Genomic DNA, 22,104 nt, shown 5'->3' with positions numbered 1-22,104 from the left:
CGCAGAGCCCGGGCACGAGAGTGGCTTACATCCCCGGCCAGTCTTCCGCCGTCAGCGTCGCGGCATCCGCGCCGACGATCTCGGACAGCGAATCCCGCCCGGTGCGGAGCAGCGTCGAGGTGAGGTCGCGCTTGATCTCGTCGACGAGGCCGAGGCCCTTGTAGACCAGCGACGAATAGAGCTGGATCAGGCTCGCGCCCGCGCGGATCTTGGTCAGCGCGGCGCCGCCCGAATCCACGCCGCCGACGCCGATCAGCGGGAAGGCGCCCTCGACGCGCACATAGGTCTCGGCGACCATCCGCGTCGACAGGCGGAACAGCGGCCGGCCAGACAGGCCGCCTTGCTCCTTGGCGCGCATCTGCTCACGCAGCGTACTCGGCCGCGCGATCGTCGTGTTCGACACGATCATACCGTCGACCCGGCGCGAGCGCGCGACCTGCACGACGTCGTCGAGCTGGGCGAGGCTGAGATCCGGTGCGATCTTGAGCAGCACCGGCGTGTCGCCGGCCTTCTGCCTGACCCGCTCGCGCGCGTCGATCACGCGCGCGAGGAGATCGTCGAGCAGCGCGCCTTCCTGAAGGCTGCGCAGGCCCGGCGTGTTCGGCGAAGACACGTTGACAGTGAAGTAGCTCGCGACCGGCGCGAAGGTCTCGATCAGCGTGACGTAATCGGCGACGCGATCGGGCGAATCCTTGTTGGCGCCGACATTGACGCCGACGATGCCGCCGTGCTGTGCGCGCGCGGCCAGGCGGCGCAGTGCGGCGTCCGCGCCGTCATTGTTGAAGCCCATGCGGTTGATGATGGCCTCGTCGCGCTCCAGCCGGAACAGCCGCGGCCGCGGATTGCCGGCTTGCGGTTTCGGCGTCACGGAACCGATCTCGACAAAGCCGAAGCCGAGCCGGAGCAGCGCATCCGGCACCTCCGCGCTCTTGTCGAAGCCGGCGGCCATGCCGATCGGGTTGGGGAAGTTGAGCCCGAAGGCGCGCATCGCGAGCTTGGGATCGTCCGCGCGCGGCTTGATCGGCGGCAGGAAGCGCAGGCCCTGGATCGCGAGCCGGTGCGCGTCTTCCGGATCGAGCCAGCGCAGCACCGGCAGGGAAAAGGCGTCGAAAGCGCGGATCACGGGGTAAGCTCCGGAACGTCGTGGCCGCCGTCGGAGCGGATGTTGAGGTTCATCACCGCGATGACGGCGCCGAGATCGAGCTCGCCATAGAGATGCGGAAACAGCTCCTCATTGCGCGAGCGCTCCCAGCGCAGTTCGCTGCCGAGCGCGTCGCCATCGACCTCGACCAGGAACAGCGCGCGCTGCCCGAAATAGTGCTTGCGCAAGGTCTCGGGAACCTGGGCGGCGGTCGAGAAATGGATGAAGCCATCGCGCGTATCGTCCGCGCTGCCGAGGTAGACACCCTGCCGCTCCGCCTCACGCCAGGCCGAGGCCGGACAGATTTTGTAGATCTTGACCACCGCTTGCGCAGCCCCGTTTGCTCTTTGAGTCTTTTGGGTTTTTTCGTCTATTGCGGGTCCTCAAAAACCCCGGCGCGACCGTAAAGGCCGCCCCTGCCGAACTCAAGACCTCAGGTCATGTCCGTTCCGAGGAAATCGGAACGGGGCTGCAGATTCTTGTTTTGACGCGTTTTCTCGTCGCGAGCCGGTACCGGGCTCGCTTGCCTCTTGCGCGAAAAACGGAAAACCGGTTGATTTGAGGACAGTTTTCCTGAGTTGCGACGGGCTGGACCTTCCATGGTCAGACAGGCCAAAGCGCAGAGGATGCTGACTCACGACCAGATCTGGGTCGCGCTGGATCGGCTGGCGGCCCGCGCCGGTCTGTCGCCGTCCGGCCTTGCCAAGCGCGCCGGGCTTGATCCGACCACCTTCAACAGGTCCAAGCGCGTCACCTCTGACGGCCGCGAGCGCTGGCCCTCGACCGAGTCGATCGCAAAAGCGCTGGCGGCGACCGACTCCTCGATCGACAGCTTCGCCCGGCTGATCGACGATGATGCAGGCGACGGCCGCTCGGTCCCGATGCTCGGCTTCGCGCAGGCCAGCACGAGCGGCGCCTTCGACGAATCCGGCCTTCCCTCGGGAAAGGGCTGGACCGAAACCGCGCTTCCCACCACCGAGAACAGCAACACGTTTGCGCTGGAGATGTCCGGCGATGCGTTCGCCCCCGTTTACCGCGACGGCGACATCGTCCTGGTGTCGCCGGGCGCGCCGATCCGCAAGGGTGATCGCGTGGTGGTGAGAAGCAAGGCGGGCGAGGTGACCATCGCGACGCTGAGGCGCCGTACCGCGAAGACCCTGGAGCTGCAGTCGCTCGATGCGTCACCGGCCGGACGGACGATGGCCGTCGGGGAGGTGGCGTGGGTCGCGCGGATCGTGTGGACGAGCCAGTGACGGTGCTCGTCGTCAGCGCAAGCTCGGCACGAGCCAGCGAAACAACGCCACGGCCGCCACAGCGCCCAGCATTTCCGCGATGAGGAAGCCGGGGACGTCGATCGGACGAATTCCTGAGAAAGTGTCGGTGAATGCGCGCGCCAGAGCGACTGCTGGATTGGCAAAATCCGTCGCAGTGAACCAGAAGCCGGCTCCAATATAGGCGGCGACCGCGCCAGCAAGAGCGGAGGGCCGCACGCGCGAGCAGGTCCACACCATTCCGATCAGGCCAAACGTGATCAGGAATTCGCTCAGCCATTGCGAATGACCGCTGCGCAGATGGGATGACAGCGCGTAGAGCGGCATGTCGAACATCGCGTCAGCGATGGCGACGCCGGCGATGGCGCCGGCCAGCTGGGCTGGCACATATAATCCGGCGACGCGCGGCGCGATGTCGCCGCGAAATGCCAGTACCAGCGAGATCAGTGGATTGAAATGAGCGCCCGACAACGGCGCGAGCCAGACGATCAGGGCGTAGAGCGCTGCCCCCGTCGAGAGCGCATTTGCGAGCAAGGCCAGAGCGATATTGCCTGCGGCCAGCCTCTCGCCAAGGATGCCGGAACCCACGATCGCGATGAGGAGGTAGGCGGTGCCGAGTCCCTCTGCCACCAGTGACCGCGCGAGGGAAGGTCTGTCATTGCGACCACCGGCATGACGCAACTCGCTCACTGCATCCACGAAGCGCCTCACAGCACTTCGAAGATCTTGTAGGCGACCGCGCCCTCGACGAGATAGCCCTTGCCGACACAGACGATGTCGTTGAGCCAGGCGTAGCTCTGCGAGCCGGTTTCGAACAGCGGATTGGTGCGGAAGTAATATCCGGCGGGATCGACCTTGGTGCGCCGCGCGGGATCCGCCATCTCGGCGCGCAGAGCCTGCGGCGTCACCCAGCGGCCGCCATACGTCATGTAGATCAACTCGCCATCATGCGTCCGCAGCGACAGGCGGACATCGAGCGTCATGGTGCCATCGGCGCGAAACAAGGCCCAGTCACCGCCGCCCTGCAGCACCTCGCCGCGCAGGCGCGGGCCTTCGAACGATCCCTTGGCTGCACGGAACAGCACGCGCTGCCCGACGGGCCCGGCACCGAAATTGAGGCGGGGATCGAGATCGACGACGATGTCCAGGAGATGCCGGGTCTCGAGATCGCCGACGGATTTGAGGCGGGGATCGGCCATGGTCTGGCACTCCTTGATTGTCTCGGATGGACGTCTTGAATGGAATGTGCCGGCTAAGCGGCCTGCGTCGCATCGCCAAACAGCTTGCGCCTGACCGTGTCGGTCGAGAGGCCGGATTGGGCGCACAGCTCGGAGAGATCGAAGACGAAGCGTTCATGCACGATTTTGTCGTCGCGAAAGGCGAAGGCGATGAACACGGGCAGCTCGGCGCGGCGTCCGTTGGGCTCGCCCCCGAAGCGATCGCCCGTCATCGTCATTTGGGCGGTGCCCCAGCAGATCAGCGTATCGGCGGAATTGGCGTGGCCGTCGAGCGTGACGTGATAGTCGGGGAAGGACTTGAAGAAGCGCGTCAGGATGCGCTCGTTTTCGGCGAGACCTTGCACCCTGGTGCCGAAGGCCGGCGTCTCCAGCACCATGTCCGGATGCAGCACCTCCAGCGCCGCAGGAACGTCCTGCCGGCTTTTCGCGATCGCCAGCCGTTCCGCCAGCTCGAACATCCGCCTGCCGTCCATGGGCCGCCTCGCAACATTCTATATGTCTAATACATACATAGAGTATGTTATATGCGGTTTGATACCGACGCGTCAAGCATTAGGTTGCGCGCGATGCGGGCGAAGGATCCTCCAAAGAGCCGTCGGGAAGAGTACAGCGAGGCCACCAGGCAGGCGCTGCTCGATGCTGGACGCGAAGCGTTCGCCGCCAATGGATTTCAGGCGGCGGGCATGGAGGCGATCTCGCGGGCGGCGCGGGTCACGCGCGGCGCGTTCTACCATCACTTCGAGGACAAGAAGGCGCTGTTCGACGCCGTGGTGGTTGCCATGCAGCGCGAGGCGGCCGCCAGAATCGAGGCCGCGGCAAGGGGCGAGCGCAAGATCTGGGACCGTCTCAGCGCCGGCATCGACGCCTATCTCGACGCCTGCGAAGAGTCGGCCTATGCGCGCATCGTCATCCAGGAAGCGCAGGCCGTGCTCGGCGAACCGCGCTATCGCGAGATCGAGGAGACCTATCCGACCGCGCTCCTGATCGCGACGCTGCGGGCGCTGAAGCGCGATGGCGAATTGAATGCGGAGGATGTCGATCTGCTCAGCCGGATGATCGACGCGATGATTTGCAAGATCGGGCTATTGCTCCCGTACGCGGACGATTCCAGGAAGCTGCGCAGAAACGGACAGAAGATCGTCGCGGAGGTATTGGAGACCTTCCGCAACAAGACGTGAGCCTTCTTGATCCCCGTGATCGCCATTGCGACTCACCGACCCTCTCGCATAGGTTGCGGCCGATATTGCCGGCCCAGCTTTATCTTAGGGGAATACGATGAATCGCCGTCATGCCTTGAAGGCCCTCGCGGGTCTCGCGCTCTGTCCGCTGTGCAAGCCGGCCTTTGCCGCCGAAGGCGCGCATTGGAGCTATGAGGGCGTCGGCGGCCCGGCCAAATGGGGCGATCTCGACGCGGCCAACAAGGCCTGCGCGGTCGGCCTGCAGCAATCGCCGATCGACATCGAGGGGACGATCAAGTCGCAATTGCCGGTTCTGAAACTGAATTGGGGCAAGAGCGCCGACACCATCGTCAACAACGGCCACACGATCCAGCTCAATTTCGCCGAGGGCAGCACGTTGATGCTCGGCGACGTCAAGTACAAGCTGCTTCAAGTGCACTTCCACCGGCCGAGCGAGCACATGATCGGCGGCAAGAATTTTCCGATGGAGGCGCATTTCGTCCATCGCAACGAGGCCGGCGGGCTCGCCGTGGTCGGCGTGCTGATGGCCGAGGGCAGGCCGAACGCGGCCTTCGGCAAGATCGTCAAGACCATGCCGGCGGCGGAAGGCCCGGCGGTGAAGGCCGATGCCGGCATCGATCCGCACGCCATGCTGCCGCAAAAGCTCAGCTATTTCCGCTATCCCGGCTCGCTGACGACGCCGCCGTGCTCGGAGGTGGTCGAATGGCTGCTGCTGACCACCCCGATCCAGGTGTCGGCCACCGACGTCGCCGCATTCGCAAAGCTCTATCCGATGAATGCGCGCCCGGTGCAGAAGGACAACCGGCGCTACGTGCTAAGGTCGATCTGAGCGGGAGTTCGCAGCCCGGATGGAGCGAGGCGCAATCCGGGGCGGCTCGTGCATCTGGTGAGAACCCCGGATTGCGCTTCGCTCCATCCGGGCTACACCGGCCTCACGCGCTCCTTGCCAGCGCCCCGTCGATCATGTTGACCGCGTTCTGCACGCCGTACACCGCGACGAAGGAGCCGAAGCGCGGGCCCTTCTCCTGGCCGAGCAGCACCTGGTAGAGCATGTTGAACCAGTCCAGCGTGACGCCGGGGCGGCCGTCCTTGCCCTTCTTGACCTGGTCGAGGAACGGCTCGCGGCGGCCGATCTCGTAGACGACGTTCTGGATGTCCTCGGCCGAGGCGTCCGGCGCAAGCTGCGACAGCGCATCGCGCAGATCCTGCAGCGCCGCGCGCTCGGTGTCGGTGGGCACGCGGAACGTCTTCGTCGGCGCAACGAAATCGCGATAATAGTTGATGGCATAGCCGACCATCGCATCCAGCTTCGGATGCGTCTGCGGGCTGACGCCCGGGCGGTAGCGGCCGATGAAGCCCCACAGCGTCTCGGCATTCTCCGCGTTCGACGACGACACCAGCGTCAACAGCAGCTGGAAGGTGACGGGCATGTCGCTCGTCGGCGGCTTGCCGTTGTGGATGTGCCAGACCGGATTGCCGAGCTGTTGCTTGCCGTCCTGCTTGGCAAAGCCGTCGCTGAACTGCTGATAGTCGTCGACGTTGCGCGGAATGACGTCGAAATACAGCCGCTTGGCCGCCTTGGGCTCGCGATACATGAACAGCGACAGCGATTCCGGCGAGGCATAGCGCAGCCATTCGTCGATGGTCAGGCCGTTGCCCTTCGACTTCGAGATCTTCTGGCCCTTCTCGTCGAGGAAGAGCTCGTAATTGAAGCCTTCGGGCGGCGTGGCGCCGAGCGCCCGCGCGATCGCGCCGGAGAGCTTCACGGAATCGATCAGGTCCTTGCCGGCCATCTCATAGTCGACGCCGAGCGCGACCCAGCGCATCGCCCAATCCGCCTTCCACTGACACTTGACGTTGCCGCCCGTCACCGGCGTCTCGACTTCCTGGTTTGTGTCGGGGTCGACATAGGTCACCGTGCCGGCCGCGACGTCGCGGCGGATCATCGGCACCTGCAACACGACGCCACTGGTCTCGCTGATCGGCAGGAACGGCGAATAAGTGGCGCGACGGTCGGGGCCGAGCGTCGGCAGGATGATGTCCATCACCTTGTCGTAGGCGGCAAGCATCTTGAGCAGCGTCGCGTCGAAGCGGCCCGACGTGTAATAGTCGGTCGAGCTCGCGAATTCGTAGTCGAAGCCGAAATGATCCAGAAACGCGCGCAGGCGCGCGTTATTGTGCGCGCCGAACGACGGATATTCGTTGGAGAACGGATCCGGCACCCGCGTCAGCGGCTTGCCGATGTGCGCGGCCAGCATCTCCTTGTTGGGGACGTTGTCGGGCACCTTGCGGAAGCCGTCCATGTCGTCGGAGAAGGCCAGCAGGCGCGTCTTGATCTTGTCCTCGGTCAGCACGCGGAAGGCGTGCCGCACCATCGAGGTGCGCGCGACCTCGCCGAACGTGCCGATATGCGGCAGGCCCGACGGCCCGTAGCCGGTCTCGAACAGCACCTCGTCCTTCGGGCTCTTCTTCAGCCGCGCGACGATGGCCTTGGCCTGCTCGAACGGCCAGGCGTTGGATTGTTCGGCGAGCGCACGCAAATCGCTCGGGCTCATGCTGGGATCGATAACGGACATCAAGAAGGGCCTCCGGGCCGCGGAAAATAGCGATTTCCGGGCAGAATGCAAAAGAACGGTTGTTGTCATTCCGGGTCTGGTCCTTCGGACCATCCTGGAGCGACAGTTCAACAATCTCGGGATTCCGGGTTCGCGCTTCGCGCGCCCCGGAACGACGATTGATGGTCAGAACGGGCTCACCGAAAAATACCGCAGCCACAGGTCGGTGTAGCGGCCTTTTTCCCAGACGCGGAACAGCGCCCAGTTCAGGGCCTGGCGCAGCACGTCGTTGCCCTTGCGCACGGCGATGCCGATGCCTTCGCCGAAGAAGCGGCTCTCGACGAAGGGGCCGCCGGAGAAGGCGCAGCAATCGCCGGAATCGGTGCCGTTGATCCAGAACGCCAGCGAGATGGCGTCGCCGAAGATGAAATCGACCTCGCCCTTGCGCAAGGCTGCGCGCATCGCATCGTCACTTGGATAGGGATGCAGCTCGGCATCGGTGAACATGGCCTTGAGATAGGCCTCGTGCGCCGAGCCGGCGATGACGCCGACCTTCTTGCCCTCGAGATATTCGGGGCGGATTTCCGGCATCACCGCGTCCTTGCGCGAGGCGAAGCGCGCCGGCACGCGGTAATAGGGATCGGTGAAATCGACGCGGGCGCGCAGCTGCGGGCTCACCGCCATCGAGGCGATGATGGCGTCGCCCCGGTTGGAGGAGAGCGCGTCGACCAGCGTCTCGAAGCGACGCATCTGCACCGTGCAGGTGACCTTGATCTCCTCGCACAGGCTGCGGGCGAGATCGACGTTGAAGCCGGCCGGGTTGCCGTCGGCGCCGGTGTAGTTGAACGGCGGATAATCGGTCTCGGTCAGGAAACGGATCACGGTCAGGCGCGACAGGTCGGGCCGCTCGGGGCGCCGCCGCGGGTCCCAGAAGCCGGGCACGGCCTGCGGGGCCGCCTGGGGCGCGACCTGCGGCGTAGCCTGGGGGGCCGCCGGGGCTTGCTTGGCGGGAGCCTGGGCGTTCGCGACGGGCGGGGCCGCGAGCAGGCAGGCGCCCACGACGAGCCCGGTCAGCAAGCTACGGGCAGATTTGGACGATTTCGCCTGGTGCGATGGAGCCATCGGCCGGAAATGAACGAATTTCGTTGGGATCGGAGGGCCTTATAGACCATCCGGCCGGGAAGGCGAGCCGAAATGCGGATAGGTGAAGGTCGTCCGCCGTCATGCCCGGGCATCCACGAACTTTCCGGCCGCCCCAAGAACGTGGATGGCCGGGACGAGCCCGGCCATGACGGCGTGGAATGCCTCGCTCGGCCCTCAGAGATACTTCTTCAAATCCGCCGCCGCCTCTTCCGGCGTCCGCTTCAGATTGAACGGGGAGACGAAGCGGCCGTCGCGGTCCATCAGGTAGATCAGCGCGGTATGGTCCATGGTGTAGTCGCCGTCCTTGGTCGGGACCTTCTTGGCGTAGACCCGGTAGGAGGTGACGACTTTGGCGGTCTCGGCGGGATCGCCGGACAGGCCTTCAAGGTGCGGATCGAAGCTCGACAGATATTCCTTCATGGTCGCCGGCGTATCGCGCTCGGGATCGACCGAGATGAAGACGGCGTTGACCTTGTCGGCATCCTTGCCCAGCGCGCGCAGCACTTCCGAGATCTCGAACAGCGAGGTCGGGCAGACGTCGGGGCAATGGGTGTAGCCGAAGAAGATCAAGGTCGGCTTGCCCTTCAGGTTCTTGTCGGTGACGGCCTTGCCGTTCTGGTCGGTGAGCTGGAACGGGCCGCCGATCGCGGCCGGCTGCGCCACCTTGCTGACCCCGCCCATGGCCCAGAACATGATCAGCAGCCCGACGACGAGGCTTGCGGCGAAGGCGGTCGCGATCACCAGCGGACGGGTGGCGGAGCTCATGAGCGGAAAACTTCCTGTCGCGGATCAGAAGCAGGCGGCGAAACCGGTCCTGATCATTTCGAAGAACATCTGCGTGCCGTAGTGGAACCACAGCGCCAGGGCGCCGAGGACGAGCAATCCGGAGGTCGCCGCGCCCGCCCAAAGCAGCACGGAAGGCGTCCGGCCGGCAGTGGGCGAATTGTCCTGTAGCGGATGCGTCGGGTGCAGTGGTTGAGCCATGACAACGATCGGGGGGCGAAGGCCCCGGTTCCAAGCTCTCAGATAAGCTTTGGCCCGCCGGCGGGCAAGCCACGGGCGGGCCGAAACGGTTTCGTCAGGCTGAGAGGGTCAGTGCAGGAGCTGGCCCCGGGCAGATTCGATCTGGTCCGTTTGCGGGAGTGGACGCCGCGCCGGCTTGATGGTCGAGGCCTGCGCGTCCAGGTAGCAGGGCTTGTACATGGCCTGGAGCTGCCTGCCCTTCAGGAAGAGCATGTGCGGGGTGAGGCCGCCGCGCTGGCTGATCCAGCGCTTCACCTGCGAGGGGTACATCGCATAGAGCATCTGGGTCGCCTCGGCATTGGTGACGGCCCGGCCATTGCTGCCGAAATCCCAGGCTGCGTGGAAGCCGAGCGTCGCGCTCGAGGTCACGCAGATGCGATCATGCGGGATGGCGCCGAGGACGATGGTGCAGGCGGATGCGCAGAGGCCGTCGATGATGACGGTCTCGCCTGATTGCCTGAGGTCCTGGTACTTGTCGACGTAGGTTCCAATCCGCCCACCGCGGTCATCCGCGATCCGAACCACCGCGTGAGAAGCCCCCATGCCAGCGATCAGCAGAACCGCCGCAAGCAACCCCGTGAGAAACTTCATTGGCCCCCGCCCCAGTCGAATTCGAATCTGCGTGTCAGGTGGTGATGCACGGCTAGCGTCCGTCGTAACCGAGGTTTTGTCTAGGCAGGCCGGCTGGCTCAAAACAAATTCAAATCCAGTGTTGCGTCCGCGCTGCACTCGAAGGGTCTCTATCCCAAAGTGGAACAAGTTAACGATGTCTTGCGCGCCACGCCCTTGATCTCAGTTACAACCGCTGGCTTCAATCCGGGCGATTACAGGGGGGAACTCATGGGGACGAACTTGGAGGGGGACATGCATGGCTGAGGAAACGGACGTCATCGTCGTCGGCGCGGGACTGTCGGGCCTCGTGGCCGCCACCGAGATTGCCGACGCCGGCAAGCGCGTGATCGTGGTCGATCAGGAAGGCGAGCAGTCGATCGGCGGCCAGGCATTCTGGTCGTTCGGCGGATTATTCCTGGTCGATTCGCCCGAGCAGCGCCGGCTCGGCATCAAGGATTCCTTCGACCTCGCCATGCAGGACTGGATCGGCGCCGCCGGCTTCGACCGCGACGAGGATTTCTGGCCGCGGCAATGGGCCGAGGCCTATGTCGCTTTCGCGGCCGGTGAGAAGCGCGCCTGGCTGCGGGCGATGGGCCATCGCATCTTTCCCGTGGTCGGCTGGGCCGAGCGCGGTGGTTATGACGCGATGGGCCACGGCAATTCGGTGCCGCGCTTTCACGTCACCTGGGGCACCGGGCCCGGCATCGTCGAGCCGTTCGAGCGCCGCGCGCGCGAGGCGATGAAGAGCGGCCGGCTGAGCTTCAGGTTCCGCCACCGCGTCGACGCGCTCTCGATCACTAACGGCACGGTGGATGGCGTCAGCGGCGCCGTGCTCGCCCCTGATAACGTCGAGCGCGGCAAGAGCTCGTCGCGCAACGTCGTCGGCGAGTTCGCGCTGAAGGCGCAGGCCGTGATCGTGGCGTCCGGCGGCATCGGCGGCAATCACGAGCTGGTCCGGCAGAACTGGCCGAAGCGGCTCGGAGATCCGCCGAAATTCATGATCTCCGGCGTGCCCGAGCATGTCGACGGCCGCATGATCGGCATCACTGAGACAGCGGGTGCGCGGCTGATCAACCGCGACCGGATGTGGCATTATGTCGAGGGCATCCAGAACTGGAATCCCATCTGGCCGCGCCACGGCATCCGCATCCTGCCCGGCCCCTCCTCGATGTGGTTCGACGCCACGGGCACGCGGCTGCCGGCACCGCTGTTCCCCGGCTCCGATACGCTCGGCCAGCTCAAATACATCATGTCGACCGGCTATGATTATTCCTGGTTCATCCTGACCCAGAGCATCATCAAGAAGGAGTTTGCGCTGTCGGGCTCCGAGCAGAACCCCGATTTGACCGGCAAGAGCTGGCGCATGACGATCAAGCGCGCCACCAACAAGGGTGCGCCGGCGCCGGTGGAGGCGTTCAAAAGCCATGGTGTCGACTTCATCGTGCGCGACAAGATCGAGGACCTCGTTGCGGAGATGAACAAGCTTGCCGGCAGCGACCTCCTCAAGCTCGAGCATATCAGGATGCAGATCGAGGCGCGCGACCGCGAGATCGCCAACCCCTACGTCAAGGATGCGCAGGTGATGAACATCCACAATGCGCGCCGCTATATCGGCGACAAGTTGATCCGCACCGCCTCACCCCACCGGATCCTGGATCCCGCGCAGGGGCCGCTGATCGCGGTCAAACTCAACATCCTCACCCGCAAGACGCTCGGCGGCTTCGAGACCGATCTCGACTCGCGCGTGTTCGGCGGCGAGGGCGGCGTCATTCCCGGCCTCTATGCCGTCGGCGAGGCCGCCGGCTTCGGCGGCGGCGGCGTGCATGGTTATCGCTCGCTCGAAGGCACCTTCCTCGGCGGCTGTCTGTTCTCGGGCCGCAATGCGGGCCGCGCGGCGGCAAAGGCGGTCGGGTAGGTCATGCGGCATTGGATGCTGCGCATCGGCGCGCTGGTTGCGGCATTGGCCGCCGCATCGCCGGCATCCGCCGAGACGATCGACGTTAACGGTGCGAAGCGTTCCTACACCGCACAGCTGCCGGCCAGGAAGCCCGCACCGCTCGTCATCGTGCTGCATGGCAAGACCCAGCGCGGCGCCGACATGATCTCGCGGACGGCTTGGCCGCAGGTCGCAAAGCGCGAGGGCCTGGCCGTGGTCTTTCCCGACGGCCTCAACCATGCATGGGCGGATGCACGAACGAAGGCGGGGCCCGCGCTTAGCGGGCCGCCTCCGGGCACCGACGACGTCGCCTTCATCGCAAAGCTCGTCGAGAAGCTGGTGGCTGACGGGACGGCCGATGCAAAGCGCGTGTTCGTCGCGGGCATCTCCAATGGCGGCGCCATGGCGATGACGCTGGCTTGCGCCCGCGCCGATTTGTTCGCGGCCGGCGCCAGCGTGATCATGAACCTCACGGACGAGGCCGCCGTCACCTGCCATCCGTCACGACCGCTGCCGATGCTGCTCATGAACGGCACGGCCGATCCGCTGGTGCCTTACGAGGGCGGACGCGGATCGAGCTATTATGCCGCAGACGGATTCTGGTCGACCGAGGAGACATTGGCGTTCTGGCGCAAGCTCAATGGCTGCGAGACGGGGGACGCGGCGGCGGCCGATCTGCCTGACAAGCCTCCTGCGGATCAGTCCACGGTCACCCGGATCACCTCGCGCTGTCCTGCAGGCCACGACGTCGTGCTCTACCGCGTCAATCATGGCGGCCATCGCATGCCCGGGTCTTCTCCGGATGCCCGCTTCCCCAGGGTCGCGACGAAGATGCTGGGGCCGCAGAACAGCGACATCGACGGCGCCGAGACGATCTGGGCTTTTTTCAGTCAGTTTCCGTAAGTGCGGCATGTGCGGCGGCGACGCATGCACCGCAGATAACGCATGCGTGCCGGGGGTGGCACCGCGAAGGGCTCTGGGCTAGACAGGGCCGCCATTCCAGTGAGGAGATCCGCAAATGAGCATCGAGCGTTTCGAAACCGGCCCGCGCATGAGCCAGGTCGTCGTGCACGGCAACACCGTCTATCTCGCCGGTGTCGTCGCCAACAAGGCCGCCGGCGAAAGCGTGACGAAACAGACCCAGGACATCCTGGCGACCATCGACGGCCATCTCGCCAAGGCCGGCACCGACAAGTCGAAGCTGCTCTCGGCCACGATCTACATCACCGACATGAAGACCTTCGGCGAGATGAACGCGGTGTGGGACGCCTGGGTCTCGCCCGGCAACACCCCCGCGCGCGCCACCGTCGAAGCCAAGCTGGCGGCGCCGCAATACACCGTCGAGATCATGGTGGTTGCCGCGAAGTAGTCTTCACGAGCAATTCGCATGCGATGGGGAGCGCGATGACGAGATCATCGCGCTCCTTTTTTGCGCAAAGATGACCCGCGAGGTAATCGATCCGCGCGCGCGAACCTTCGATAGTCAGGGACAGCCGATCACGGCCCCATCGAAGGAGAGCACCATGACCGACCCCGTCACCATCGCCCGCCGCTACATCGAGCTCTGGAACGAGCGCACGGCCGGCCGACGCCGCGAGCTGCTCAGCGAGAACTGGACCAATGATGCGAGCTATGTCGATCCCCTGATGAAGGGCGACGGCCGCGACGGCATCGAGGCGCTGATATCAGGCGTGCAGCAGCGCTTTCCCGATTTCAAATTCAAGCTGATCGGCGAGCCCAACGGCTACGGCGACCACATCCGCTTTTCCTGGGGACTTGGTCCCGACGGCACCGACAGCCCGATCAAGGGCACGGATTTCGCCGTGCTGAAGGACGGCCGGATCAGAAGCGTGACCGGATTTCTCGATCAGGTGCCGGCCGGGGCGTGAGGCCGCTGGCCCTCCTTGTACGGGGAGGAACCAATTCCGGCCTTCACAAGAGGTCGTCATGCCCGGACAAAAGCGCGAAGCGCGTCTCGCGCTAGATGTCCCGGGCATCCACGTTCTCGGTGCGCCGTCAGAAGGCGTGGATGGCCGGGACAAGCCCGGCCATGACGATCTAGAGACACGCTCGCCTCGAATCGGCAGTGCGTACGCGAAGGCCCGCCCCCCTCGACGAAGCCATCGCCACGGCCTACCTGTCATGGTGTGACCCGCCGTATCCCTAGAATTCAGGCCGAGCCGGCCGCTCTGCTGCCTGGCCGCTTCCAGCAATGGTTTGCAGGCCGGGGCTGGTCGCCGCGCGCGCATCAATTGGCGCTGCTGGAGAAGGCGCGCCAGGACGCCAGCGCCCTGCTGATCGCACCGACCGGCGCCGGCAAGACGCTGGCGGGATTTCTGCCGACGCTGGTGGAGCTTTCGACGGAGGCGGCTGAGCGCAAGGCGGCTGAGAAGCAAAGCCTCGTCTCCACCGGCCGCGGCGTGCAACGTTCCGGCGGCCTGCACACGCTCTACATCTCGCCGCTGAAGGCGCTCGCCGTCGACATCGCGCGCAATCTGGAGCGGCCGATCGCGGAGATGGCGCTGCCGATCAAGGTCGAGACCCGCACCGGCGACACGCCGGTGTCGCGGCGCCAGCGGCAGCGGCGCTATCCGCCCGACGTGTTGCTGACGACGCCCGAGCAGCTTGCGCTGCTGTTGTCCTCCGACGACGCGCCGTTCCTGTTCTCGTCCCTCAAGCGCATCGTGCTCGACGAGCTGCACGCGCTGGTGACGTCCAAGCGCGGCGATCTGCTCTCGCTGGGGCTTGCACGGCTGTGGCGCCTGGCGCCGCAGATGCGCGCGATCGGCCTGTCGGCAACGGTGGCGGAGCCGGAGCAGCTGGCGCGCTTCCTGGTGCCGCAACCCGATGGCCAGGAACGGGCAGCCGACATCGTCGTCGCCGGCGGTGCCGCGCCGCCCGAGGTGGAGATGCTCGACACGCGCGAGCGCCTGCCCTGGGCCGGCCACAGCGCGCGCCATGCGCTCCCAGAAATCTACGAGCTGATCAAGGCGAACAAGACCACGCTGGTCTTCGTCAACACCCGCAGCCAGGCCGAGATGCTGTTCCAGAATCTCTGGAGCATGAACGATGACGGCCTTGCCATTGCGCTGCATCACGGCTCGCTCGACGTCGCCCAGCGCCGCAAGGTCGAGGACGCGATGTCGGCAGGACGCTTGCGCGGCGTGGTCTGCACCTCCTCGCTCGACCTCGGCGTCGACTGGGGCGATGTCGATCTCGTGGTCAATATCGGCGCGCCCAAAGGATCCTCGCGCCTGATGCAGCGGATCGGCCGCGCCAACCACCGCCTCGACGAGGCCTCGCGCGCGGTGCTGGTGCCCGCCAACCGTTTCGAAGTGCTGGAGTGCCGCGTCGCGATCGACGCCATCGCCGAGAACGCGCAGGACACGCCGCCCTTGCGCACGGGCGCCCTCGACGTGCTGGCCCAGCATGTGCTCGGCTGTGCCTGCGGCGAGCCGTTCCTCTCCGATGAGCTCTATGCCGAGGTGCGCACCGCAGCGCCCTACGCCGAGCTGTCGCGGCAGGATTTCGACGACGTCGTCGATTTCGTCGCCTCCGGTGGCTACGCCCTGAAGACCTATGAACGCTTCGCCCGCATCAAGCAGGACAAGGAGGGGCGCTGGCGCGTCGCAAATCCCAAGGTGCGGCAGAGCTACCGCATGAATGTCGGCACCATCGTCGAGGACGACATGCTGAAGGTGCGGCTGGTGCGTTCGCGCCGCGGCGGTGCGGGAAAGACAGGCGGATCGACCGGCGTGATCGCGCGCGGCGGCCGGTTGCTCGGCGAGATCGAGGAAGCCTTCATCGAGGGCCTCAGCCCCGGCGACACGTTCGTATTCTCCGGCGAGGTGGTGCGCTACGAAACATTGGTCGAGGACCAGGTCTACGTCTCGCGCGCGCATGACAAGGACCCGAAGGTACCGTCCTATATGGGCGGCAAGTTTCCGCTCTCGACTTATCTCGCCGAACGCGTGCGCCGGCTGCTCGACGACGGCCGCGCATGGGGCGGCTTGCCGGAGCAGGTGCGCGACTGGCTGTCGCTGCAGAAGGATGTCAGCAAAGTGCCTGCGGTGCGTGAGCTGTTGGTCGAGAGCTTTCCGCGCGCCAACAAGCATTATCTGGTCTGCTATCCCTTCGAAGGCCGCCTCGCGCATCAGACCCTCGGCATGCTGCTGACGCGGCGGCTGGAGCGCGCCCGCGCGCGGCCGCTCGGCTTCGTCGCCAATGAATATGCGGTGGCGATCTGGGCGCTCGGCGATCTCTCCTTCATGATCCGCGACGGCCGGATCGATCTCGACGCGCTGTTCGACCCCGACATGCTTGGCGACGATCTCGAGGCCTGGCTTGCCGAATCCGCGCTGATGAAGCGCACCTTCCGCAACTGCGCGATCATCTCCGGCCTGATCACGCGCCGGCACACCGGCGAAGAGAAGAGCCGCCGCCAGGTGCTGTTCTCGACCGATCTCGTCTATGACGTGCTGCGCAAGCATCAGGCCGATCACGTCCTGTTGCGCGCCGCGCGCGCCGATGCCGCCACCGGCCTGCTCGATTTGCGCCGCCTCAGCGACATGCTGATGCGCATCCAGGGTCGCATCACGCTGCGGGAACTCGACCGCGTTTCTCCGCTGGCTGTCCCCGTGATGCTGGAAATCGGCCGCGAGTCAGTTTATGGCGAGGCTGCAGACGAGATTTTGGCCGAAGCCGCCGACGAGCTCGTCAAAGAGGCGATGGATAGAAGCGGGTAAGACGTGACGACAGGCGCGCAGCTTTCAGGGGATGTCGACGACATGCGCGTGTCCACAGTCACCGTCAGCGATGTGACCTTCGCCGCCGATCTCTCCGGCGCGCTGTTCTGGGAGGAGCAGCGCCTGCTCGTCGTCTCCGACCTGCATCTGGAAAAAGGCTCCAGCTTCGCCATGCGCGGCGTGCTGCTGCCGCCTTACGACACGCTGGCGACGCTGAGCCGTCTCGCTGCTGTCATCTCCCGCCATGATCCGCGCACCGTGATCGCGCTCGGCGACAGCTTTCACGACCGCACGGCGCACGAGCGGTTGTCGCCTGATGATCGCGAGGCCGTTGCCGCGCTGCAGGCCGGGCGCGACTGGATCTGGATCTCCGGCAACCACGATCCGATGCTGCCGCGCGATCTCGGCGGCACCGTCGCCGAAGAGGTCGCGATCGGCCCGATCACGTTTCGCCACGAGCCGACCGGCGCACACGGCGAGATCGCCGGCCATCTCCATCCCAAGGCGCGCGTCTCCGCGCGCGGCCGCTCCATGGAGCGCCGCTGCTTCGCCTGCGACGGGATGCGCGCGGTGATGCCGGCGTTCGGCGCTTATGCCGGCGGCCTCAGCATCCGCGACGCCGCTTTCGCCAAGATCTTTCCGGCCAATGGCTTCGTCGCTCACCTGCTCGGCGACCGCCGCGTCCATGCCATTGCGGCCTCACGCTGCTATTGAGCCGGCTGAATAGGACAGCACTACGTTCGGTAGTTTTCCGGAATCGCCCAAGCGCGTTGCCGGCTCTAACGTCACGATTGCCGGGGCTGGCATTTCTGATCCCGAACAAGATTGTAACCGGCAAGGGGCCGCTGCGAGGCGGCCCCTTTCGATTCCGGCGCCCAGGCAGGCCAGCGGGGATCATGATCGATTACAGAACAAATTAAGAACACTTTAGCAAGTCTTTGATATATCATTGTGATTCGGCGCGTTGCCGACACAATATCTAGCGTCTGTCAGACTTTGCGAGGACTAGATGTCCACCATCGCCTTCGATCAATTTGCCCTCACCCGGATCGCTGATTTCGCGCGCTCGCTGTCGCGGCTGCATCAGGCAGCGCGGCGCCAGCGCATCGACGACGACCAGTTCGACCGCGAGTTCAACGCGGTGTGCCAGTCGATCTGGGGCTACACCATCGACGACGTCAGCGACGATCTGTTTTCGACCGAGGATCATCTGTTTCTCGACACGCTGGACGAAGCCCAGGCGCGCATCTTCGCGGCCGAGCAGGGCTACGACCTTGTCGGCGACCAGGGCATGCTGACCGATTGGTGGGGCTTCTGCTGGATGATCCTGGCCGAGAAGCGCGGCCTCCTGACGCCGGACAACCGCGCCGCCGCGCGCGCGGCGATCGAGGAGAAATATCTGGCCGCGCCGAACGTGATCGGGGTGATCATCGGGAGGTGATCGCCGTGCCCCGGACAAAGCGCATCGCTTCGCGCTGCGTCGCCGTCCGGGATGCGAGAGCTACTCCAACCCCGCCCGCTTCGCCGGCTTCTGCGCCGTCGTCTTCGGCACTGTCACGCTGGGCAGCGGCTCGCGCACGATCTCCGCGGCGGGCGTATCCGCCGACACTGTTTCCGCGCGCACCGGCGCCACTTTCATTTCGCCGAGCCGCGCGCGGACCTGGGCGGTGAGGCCGGGATAGGAGGCGACCGGGGTGAAATCCGCAGCCTGGTCGTTGCCGACGCGGATGCCGGTATAGGCGACGAGCCCGTCGGTGGTGGCAATCACGTCACCGGCTTTCAGCGAGGAATCCAGCGCGAGATCGACCGGGGCAAGGCCGACCGGCTCGCGGCCGTTGCAGGTGCAATCGGCGCGCAGCGCCTTGCGATAGGCGAACGCGTTCTCGCTGTCGGCGTAGCGCTCGCCGTTCTGCGAGGCGGCACCGTCGATCGAGGAGCCGAAATAGACCTTGGTCGCGCTGGCGGGACAGAACGCCTGGCACATCTGCGCCGGTGAGGTGAGGCCGCGCATCAGCGGAAAATATTTGCCGTCGCAGCTGCGCACGCAGAAGGCAGGTCCCGAGCCGCCCGCCGCCGCCGCGCGGGTCGGTGGCACATATTGCGGGTTTGCGGCGTTCTGTTGCCCGGTGAAGGGATCGGCGTAGGAGCTCGCCTGCTGCGGCACTTCGCGCTGCGGACGCTGCTGCTGCATGCCACCGAAGAAGAAGTCGAACAGGCCTTCGGCCGAGACCGGGGCGGGAGCCGCAAGCAGCTGTGCTGCGAGGGTGGCGGCCACAAGCATCGCGCGACGCCGCCGGCGCGCATGGGACAGGACTGTACGCAACGCTCACTCCACCCGACGCTACTGAACCGGCCGGGACCTCAGGGGATCTCAGCACATGATTCACCATAAGGCGGGATGGTAAATGAGCGGTTGAGGGGGAGTGGTTCGGAACAGGGCGAGGTTTCGTCATGCCCGGGGCAAGCCCAGGCACGACGGCGGAGAAAGTTCTGCCGTCTTACGCCTTCAAGAACTCCGAGGCCTTGTACAGCGAGCGGAACGGCAGGCCGGCCGCGCCGAACGTGTCGGTGGCGCCTTCTTCGCGATCGACCATGGTCAGCACCAGCACCACTTCGGCGCCGGTCTCGCGTACGGATTCCACGGCCTTCATCGCCGAGCCGCCGGTCGTGGTGACGTCCTCGACGATCACGACGCGTTTGCCTGCGAGCGTCTCGCCCTTGGGCAGGCCCTCGATCGCGAGCTTGGCGCCGTGCTCCTTCGGCTTCTTGCGCACGAAGAACGCCGCGATCGGATGGCCCTTGATCCAGGAGATCTGCGCCAGCGCGCCGGCCAGCGGCACCGCGCCCATCTCGAGGCCGCCGATGAAATCGAGATTGTCGTCTTTCAGCGCCTCGTAAGTCAGCTCGGCGAGCAGGGTCGCTCCCTCCGGGTCGAGCATGGTCGGCTTGAGGTTGAAGTAGAAATCGCTCTTGCGGCCCGACGCGAGCGTCACCTCGCCGCGGCCGAAGGAGCGCCGGCGGATGATTTCGAACAGGCGGGCGCGGGAGGCAGATTTCGACACGACGGTCCCTCGAACAGCTTTTTGGAGGAGGCGGAATTTATCCGCGACGGCTGCGACATTCCAGAGGGGGCGTCCCTCGTCAACAGGGATCGGCCATCCAGGCCTGCCGGTTGTGGGGCTGCGGCCTTCTGGAGTAGTTGAGAGCCCGGATCGGGCACGACGCCTGCCTGGGGAAGGAAACGGGAATGACCATCGAGCTGCACACCTGGAACACGCCGAACGGCCGCAAGATCTCGGTCGCGCTGGAGGAGATGGGCCTGCCCTACAGGGTGATCCCGGTCAACATCACCAAGGGCGAGCAGATGGCGCCCGAGTTCCTCAAGCTGTCCCCGAACAACAAGATTCCCGCGATCGTCGACCCCGAGGGCCCGGACGGCAAGCCTGTCAGCATCTTCGAGTCCGGCGCGATCCTGCTCTATCTCGGTGAAAAGACCGGCAAATTCCTGCCGAAATCGCTCGCCGGCCGCGTCCCCGTCTACGAATGGCTGATGTGGCAGATGGGCGGCTTCGGCCCGATGCCCGGGCAGGTGCATCATTTCATCGCACTCGAGAACGAGCAGGACCGCGCTTATGGCCTGAAGCGCTACATGGCGGAGACGCGCCGGCTCTACGGCGTGCTCGACCGACGCCTGGCGGACCACGACTTCGTCGCCGGCGACCTCTCGATTGCCGATTTTGCCATCCTGGGCTGGGCCTGGCGTCATCCTCGCCACAAGGTTGATCTGGCCGACTTCCCCAACGTCAAGCGCTGGTATGAGGCCCTGATGGCCCGTCCGGCCGTGAAGCGGGGGATGGACGCGAAGCTGGATTGAGATTTCTCCTGCCTCGCCCCGCTTGCGGGGGGAGGCAACAACCGCCTCACACCTTTTTCGCTTCCACCGCCATCCGCAGCGCGAGCCCGGCCAGCACCGTGCCCATCAGCCAGCGCTGCACCAGCATCCAGCTCGGCCGGCTCGCCAGGAACAACGCGATCGATCCGGCGGCCAGCGCGATCATCGCGTTGACACTGACGCTGATCGCGATCTGGATCGCGCCCAGCACCACCGACTGCGTCAGCACGCTGCCGGCGGCGGGATCGATGAATTGCGGCAGCAGCGCCATGTAGAGCATCGCGATCTTCGGGTTGAGCAGGTTGGTGACGAAGCCCATCGCGAACAATTTGCGCGGGCTGTCGATGGCGAGCTTCCGGACCTGGAACGGCGAGCGGCCGCCCGGCTTCACCGCCTGCCAGGCGAGCCAGAGCAGATAACCCGCGCCGGCAAAGCGCAACGCGTCATAGGCCAAGGGGATGGCGAGCAGCAGCGCGGTGATGCCGAACGCCGCGCACAACATGTAGAACACGAAGCCGAGCGCCACGCCGCCGAGCGAGACGATGCCCGCCGCAGGCCCTTGCGTGATCGAGCGCGAGATCAAATAGATCATGTTCGGTCCCGGCGTCAGCACGAGACCGAGGCAGACGAGGGCGAAGCCGAGCAGGGCGGAGGTGTGGGGCATGGGCGAACCGGTGCGGGAGATGCAGCGGTTCTAATATGCAAGGTGCGGCGGAGCCATCGCGCAATTGCTCGGAGGACAATACAAGGCCTGCTGTTTCAGGCGCCCTCTCTGCAGCACGTTGCCGCGATCGGGGTGCGGCCTTAACCACGAAATTGGATGACGAAGATTGGCCAACTCGGCCCATGCCATGTCCGGGGCGAGAGCTCGGGTCTTCGTTGCAATGCGAAATTGTCAGTCACATGGCCCACATCCGATGCGCCCCAAATTCTCGTCGGGTTGAGTATATCCATGGGGTTTACCTGAACGGGCATCTGAGTGTAACATTCAATCCGCAGGAGGACAGAAGCACTCCATGAAGCCGCTGATCAAATGCGTCGCTCGGATTTTTCAGTTGGCAGTTCGGCGCTCGGCATGGCTGGGGGCTGCGGCCCTCCTGGGGGGTGCTCCCGCGCAGGCTGCCTCACCTCCTTTTGAGCCAGCTGCTTCGAAGTCGATCCCAGAGCGAGTTGCGGCCGTGCGCGAGCGCATGGCGCTGGAAGGCTCGAAGCCCGGCAATCCGGTGTTCTATCGTCTGAGCCAGTTCTTCAATTTTCCGAACTTTCCAAACTTCAACAACTTTCCGAATTTCCCCAATTTTCAGAACTTTCCGAACTTTCCAAATTTTCCAAAATTCTAGCCAAGAGCT

Annotated in this window: 25 protein-coding genes; 12 read left to right on the top strand and 13 right to left on the bottom strand. The window is 65.3% G+C overall.

The window, feature by feature from the left end:
• Nucleotides 1-25: 25 nt before the first annotated feature.
• Both AC0WRY_RS32725 and AC0WRY_RS32720 read right to left on the bottom strand, forming a co-directional pair.
• A complete protein-coding gene (locus AC0WRY_RS32725) occupies nucleotides 26-1,123 on the bottom strand; it encodes a quinone-dependent dihydroorotate dehydrogenase (protein WP_194404816.1) in 1,098 nt (365 codons plus the stop codon).
• On the bottom strand, nucleotides 1,120-1,464 hold the full coding sequence (locus AC0WRY_RS32720; protein WP_194404815.1) for a DUF952 domain-containing protein: 345 nt from the start codon (nucleotides 1,462-1,464) through the stop codon (nucleotides 1,120-1,122). The genes AC0WRY_RS32725 and AC0WRY_RS32720 overlap by 4 nt, the downstream gene beginning before the upstream one ends.
• A 276-nt stretch (nucleotides 1,465-1,740) precedes the next feature.
• Here AC0WRY_RS32720 and AC0WRY_RS32715 point away from each other — a divergent pair, with 276 nt between their 5' ends.
• Complete coding sequence (locus tag AC0WRY_RS32715) at nucleotides 1,741-2,394, top strand: S24 family peptidase (protein WP_194404814.1); 654 nt, start codon at nucleotides 1,741-1,743, stop codon at nucleotides 2,392-2,394.
• A 12-nt stretch (nucleotides 2,395-2,406) separates the two neighbouring features.
• Here AC0WRY_RS32715 and AC0WRY_RS32710 read toward each other — a convergent pair whose 3' ends face one another.
• The 3 genes from AC0WRY_RS32710 to AC0WRY_RS32700 form a co-directional block, all read right to left on the bottom strand.
• Nucleotides 2,407-3,042, bottom strand: a complete 636-nt coding sequence (locus AC0WRY_RS32710) for an aquaporin (RefSeq protein ID WP_305825907.1) — start codon at nucleotides 3,040-3,042, stop codon at nucleotides 2,407-2,409.
• Nucleotides 3,043-3,119: 77 nt separating this feature from the next.
• Nucleotides 3,120-3,611 (bottom strand): DUF3237 domain-containing protein, encoded by a 492-nt coding sequence (locus AC0WRY_RS32705; protein WP_194404813.1) that lies wholly within the window; start codon nucleotides 3,609-3,611, stop codon nucleotides 3,120-3,122.
• Between the two features lie 53 nt (nucleotides 3,612-3,664).
• Nucleotides 3,665-4,123 carry an ester cyclase gene (locus AC0WRY_RS32700; RefSeq protein WP_194404812.1) on the bottom strand — a complete coding sequence of 153 codons (459 nt, stop codon included), beginning with the start codon at nucleotides 4,121-4,123 and terminating at the stop codon, nucleotides 3,665-3,667.
• 93 nt (nucleotides 4,124-4,216) lie between these two features.
• Here AC0WRY_RS32700 and AC0WRY_RS32695 point away from each other — a divergent pair, with 93 nt between their 5' ends.
• Together AC0WRY_RS32695 and AC0WRY_RS32690 are read left to right on the top strand one after the other, a co-directional pair.
• Complete coding sequence (locus tag AC0WRY_RS32695; protein ID WP_194404811.1) at nucleotides 4,217-4,828, top strand: TetR/AcrR family transcriptional regulator; 612 nt, start codon at nucleotides 4,217-4,219, stop codon at nucleotides 4,826-4,828.
• A gap of 97 nt (nucleotides 4,829-4,925) precedes the next feature.
• On the top strand, nucleotides 4,926-5,678 hold the full coding sequence (locus tag AC0WRY_RS32690; protein WP_194404810.1) for a carbonic anhydrase: 753 nt from the start codon (nucleotides 4,926-4,928) through the stop codon (nucleotides 5,676-5,678).
• A gap of 103 nt (nucleotides 5,679-5,781) precedes the next feature.
• Here the strand turns inward: AC0WRY_RS32690 and AC0WRY_RS32685 are convergent, their stop codons facing one another.
• The 5 genes from AC0WRY_RS32685 to AC0WRY_RS32665 all read right to left on the bottom strand — a co-directional run bounded on the left by AC0WRY_RS32685 (nucleotide 5,782) and on the right by AC0WRY_RS32665 (nucleotide 10,161).
• Entirely contained in the window at nucleotides 5,782-7,425 is a 1,644-nt protein-coding gene (locus AC0WRY_RS32685) for a lysine--tRNA ligase (RefSeq protein ID WP_491122436.1), read from the bottom strand.
• 165 nt (nucleotides 7,426-7,590) lie between these two features.
• Complete coding sequence (locus tag AC0WRY_RS32680) at nucleotides 7,591-8,526, bottom strand: ABC transporter substrate-binding protein (protein ID WP_491122435.1); 936 nt, start codon at nucleotides 8,524-8,526, stop codon at nucleotides 7,591-7,593.
• 195 nt (nucleotides 8,527-8,721) lie between these two features.
• The gene (locus AC0WRY_RS32675; RefSeq protein WP_194404807.1) at nucleotides 8,722-9,312 is read right to left on the bottom strand and encodes an SCO family protein; all 591 of its coding nucleotides are present in this window, start codon (nucleotides 9,310-9,312) and stop codon (nucleotides 8,722-8,724) included.
• Between the two features lie 24 nt (nucleotides 9,313-9,336).
• Entirely contained in the window at nucleotides 9,337-9,531 is a 195-nt protein-coding gene (locus AC0WRY_RS32670; RefSeq protein WP_194404806.1) for a hypothetical protein, read from the bottom strand.
• Nucleotides 9,532-9,639: 108 nt separating this feature from the next.
• Nucleotides 9,640-10,161: a hypothetical protein gene (locus AC0WRY_RS32665; RefSeq protein ID WP_194404805.1), complete on the bottom strand. Its 522-nt coding sequence runs from the start codon at nucleotides 10,159-10,161 to the stop codon at nucleotides 9,640-9,642.
• Nucleotides 10,162-10,438: 277 nt separating this feature from the next.
• Here AC0WRY_RS32665 and AC0WRY_RS32660 point away from each other — a divergent pair, with 277 nt between their 5' ends.
• From AC0WRY_RS32660 to AC0WRY_RS32630, 7 genes are all read left to right on the top strand, one after another.
• Nucleotides 10,439-12,097, top strand: coding sequence for an FAD-binding dehydrogenase (locus tag AC0WRY_RS32660; RefSeq protein ID WP_491122434.1), 1,659 nt, complete (start codon nucleotides 10,439-10,441; stop codon nucleotides 12,095-12,097).
• A 3-nt stretch (nucleotides 12,098-12,100) separates the two neighbouring features.
• On the top strand, nucleotides 12,101-13,021 hold the full coding sequence (locus tag AC0WRY_RS32655) for a CE1 family esterase (protein WP_491122433.1): 921 nt from the start codon (nucleotides 12,101-12,103) through the stop codon (nucleotides 13,019-13,021).
• A 115-nt stretch (nucleotides 13,022-13,136) separates the two neighbouring features.
• On the top strand, nucleotides 13,137-13,487 hold the full coding sequence (locus AC0WRY_RS32650; protein ID WP_194404802.1) for a RidA family protein: 351 nt from the start codon (nucleotides 13,137-13,139) through the stop codon (nucleotides 13,485-13,487).
• Nucleotides 13,488-13,641: 154 nt separating this feature from the next.
• Nucleotides 13,642-14,007, top strand: a complete 366-nt coding sequence (locus AC0WRY_RS32645) for a nuclear transport factor 2 family protein (RefSeq protein ID WP_194404801.1) — start codon at nucleotides 13,642-13,644, stop codon at nucleotides 14,005-14,007.
• Between the two features lie 258 nt (nucleotides 14,008-14,265).
• Nucleotides 14,266-16,863, top strand: a complete 2,598-nt coding sequence (locus AC0WRY_RS32640; protein WP_491122432.1) for a ligase-associated DNA damage response DEXH box helicase — start codon at nucleotides 14,266-14,268, stop codon at nucleotides 16,861-16,863.
• A 42-nt stretch (nucleotides 16,864-16,905) separates the two neighbouring features.
• Nucleotides 16,906-17,577, top strand: coding sequence for a ligase-associated DNA damage response endonuclease PdeM (gene pdeM / locus AC0WRY_RS32635; protein WP_491122431.1), 672 nt, complete (start codon nucleotides 16,906-16,908; stop codon nucleotides 17,575-17,577).
• 295 nt (nucleotides 17,578-17,872) lie between these two features.
• Nucleotides 17,873-18,304, top strand: coding sequence for a hypothetical protein (locus AC0WRY_RS32630; RefSeq protein WP_194404798.1), 432 nt, complete (start codon nucleotides 17,873-17,875; stop codon nucleotides 18,302-18,304).
• 60 nt (nucleotides 18,305-18,364) lie between these two features.
• Here AC0WRY_RS32630 and AC0WRY_RS32625 read toward each other — a convergent pair whose 3' ends face one another.
• On the bottom strand, nucleotides 18,365-19,144 hold the full coding sequence (locus AC0WRY_RS32625; RefSeq protein ID WP_491122430.1) for a DUF2865 domain-containing protein: 780 nt from the start codon (nucleotides 19,142-19,144) through the stop codon (nucleotides 18,365-18,367).
• A gap of 217 nt (nucleotides 19,145-19,361) precedes the next feature.
• Nucleotides 19,362-19,925 (bottom strand): orotate phosphoribosyltransferase, encoded by a 564-nt coding sequence (gene pyrE / locus AC0WRY_RS32620; RefSeq protein ID WP_018320808.1) that lies wholly within the window; start codon nucleotides 19,923-19,925, stop codon nucleotides 19,362-19,364.
• A 185-nt stretch (nucleotides 19,926-20,110) separates the two neighbouring features.
• Between pyrE and AC0WRY_RS32615 the strand changes: the two genes are divergently transcribed.
• A complete protein-coding gene (locus AC0WRY_RS32615) occupies nucleotides 20,111-20,737 on the top strand; it encodes a glutathione S-transferase family protein (protein WP_259217922.1) in 627 nt (208 codons plus the stop codon).
• A gap of 46 nt (nucleotides 20,738-20,783) precedes the next feature.
• Here AC0WRY_RS32615 and AC0WRY_RS32610 read toward each other — a convergent pair whose 3' ends face one another.
• Entirely contained in the window at nucleotides 20,784-21,419 is a 636-nt protein-coding gene (locus tag AC0WRY_RS32610; protein ID WP_491122429.1) for a LysE family translocator, read from the bottom strand.
• Nucleotides 21,420-21,771: 352 nt separating this feature from the next.
• On the opposite strand from AC0WRY_RS32610, the gene AC0WRY_RS32605 reads away from it, so the two are divergent.
• Nucleotides 21,772-22,095 (top strand): hypothetical protein, encoded by a 324-nt coding sequence (locus AC0WRY_RS32605; RefSeq protein ID WP_194404794.1) that lies wholly within the window; start codon nucleotides 21,772-21,774, stop codon nucleotides 22,093-22,095.
• Nucleotides 22,096-22,104: the final 9 nt, after the last annotated feature.

The organism is Bradyrhizobium sp. T-12 (genome assembly GCF_058314695.1).
The sequence above is the reverse complement of the archived record's forward strand: the minus strand, read 5'-3'. Positions and strand labels throughout refer to the sequence as shown.

Bases quoted from the DNA above. Each gene is read 5' to 3' on its own strand.
- AC0WRY_RS32715 (WP_194404814.1), top strand. From the start codon at position 1,741: ATGGTCAGACAGGCCAAAGCGCAGAGGATGCTGACTCACGACCAGATC.
- AC0WRY_RS32705 (WP_194404813.1), bottom strand. From the start codon at position 3,611: ATGGCCGATCCCCGCCTCAAATCCGTCGGCGATCTCGAGACCCGGCAT.
- AC0WRY_RS32700 (WP_194404812.1), bottom strand. From the start codon at position 4,123: ATGGACGGCAGGCGGATGTTCGAGCTGGCGGAACGGCTGGCGATCGCG.
- AC0WRY_RS32695 (WP_194404811.1), top strand. From the start codon at position 4,217: ATGCGGGCGAAGGATCCTCCAAAGAGCCGTCGGGAAGAGTACAGCGAG.
- AC0WRY_RS32690 (WP_194404810.1), top strand. From the start codon at position 4,926: ATGAATCGCCGTCATGCCTTGAAGGCCCTCGCGGGTCTCGCGCTCTGT.
- AC0WRY_RS32685 (WP_491122436.1), bottom strand. From the start codon at position 7,425: ATGTCCGTTATCGATCCCAGCATGAGCCCGAGCGATTTGCGTGCGCTC.
- AC0WRY_RS32680 (WP_491122435.1), bottom strand. From the start codon at position 8,526: ATGGCTCCATCGCACCAGGCGAAATCGTCCAAATCTGCCCGTAGCTTG.
- AC0WRY_RS32675 (WP_194404807.1), bottom strand. From the start codon at position 9,312: ATGAGCTCCGCCACCCGTCCGCTGGTGATCGCGACCGCCTTCGCCGCA.
- AC0WRY_RS32670 (WP_194404806.1), bottom strand. From the start codon at position 9,531: ATGGCTCAACCACTGCACCCGACGCATCCGCTACAGGACAATTCGCCC.
- AC0WRY_RS32665 (WP_194404805.1), bottom strand. From the start codon at position 10,161: ATGAAGTTTCTCACGGGGTTGCTTGCGGCGGTTCTGCTGATCGCTGGC.
- AC0WRY_RS32660 (WP_491122434.1), top strand. From the start codon at position 10,439: ATGGCTGAGGAAACGGACGTCATCGTCGTCGGCGCGGGACTGTCGGGC.
- AC0WRY_RS32655 (WP_491122433.1), top strand. From the start codon at position 12,101: ATGCGGCATTGGATGCTGCGCATCGGCGCGCTGGTTGCGGCATTGGCC.
- AC0WRY_RS32650 (WP_194404802.1), top strand. From the start codon at position 13,137: ATGAGCATCGAGCGTTTCGAAACCGGCCCGCGCATGAGCCAGGTCGTC.
- AC0WRY_RS32645 (WP_194404801.1), top strand. From the start codon at position 13,642: ATGACCGACCCCGTCACCATCGCCCGCCGCTACATCGAGCTCTGGAAC.
- pdeM (WP_491122431.1), top strand. From the start codon at position 16,906: ATGCGCGTGTCCACAGTCACCGTCAGCGATGTGACCTTCGCCGCCGAT.
- AC0WRY_RS32630 (WP_194404798.1), top strand. From the start codon at position 17,873: ATGTCCACCATCGCCTTCGATCAATTTGCCCTCACCCGGATCGCTGAT.
- AC0WRY_RS32625 (WP_491122430.1), bottom strand. From the start codon at position 19,144: ATGCTTGTGGCCGCCACCCTCGCAGCACAGCTGCTTGCGGCTCCCGCC.
- AC0WRY_RS32615 (WP_259217922.1), top strand. From the start codon at position 20,111: ATGACCATCGAGCTGCACACCTGGAACACGCCGAACGGCCGCAAGATC.
- AC0WRY_RS32610 (WP_491122429.1), bottom strand. From the start codon at position 21,419: ATGCCCCACACCTCCGCCCTGCTCGGCTTCGCCCTCGTCTGCCTCGGT.
- AC0WRY_RS32605 (WP_194404794.1), top strand. From the start codon at position 21,772: ATGAAGCCGCTGATCAAATGCGTCGCTCGGATTTTTCAGTTGGCAGTT.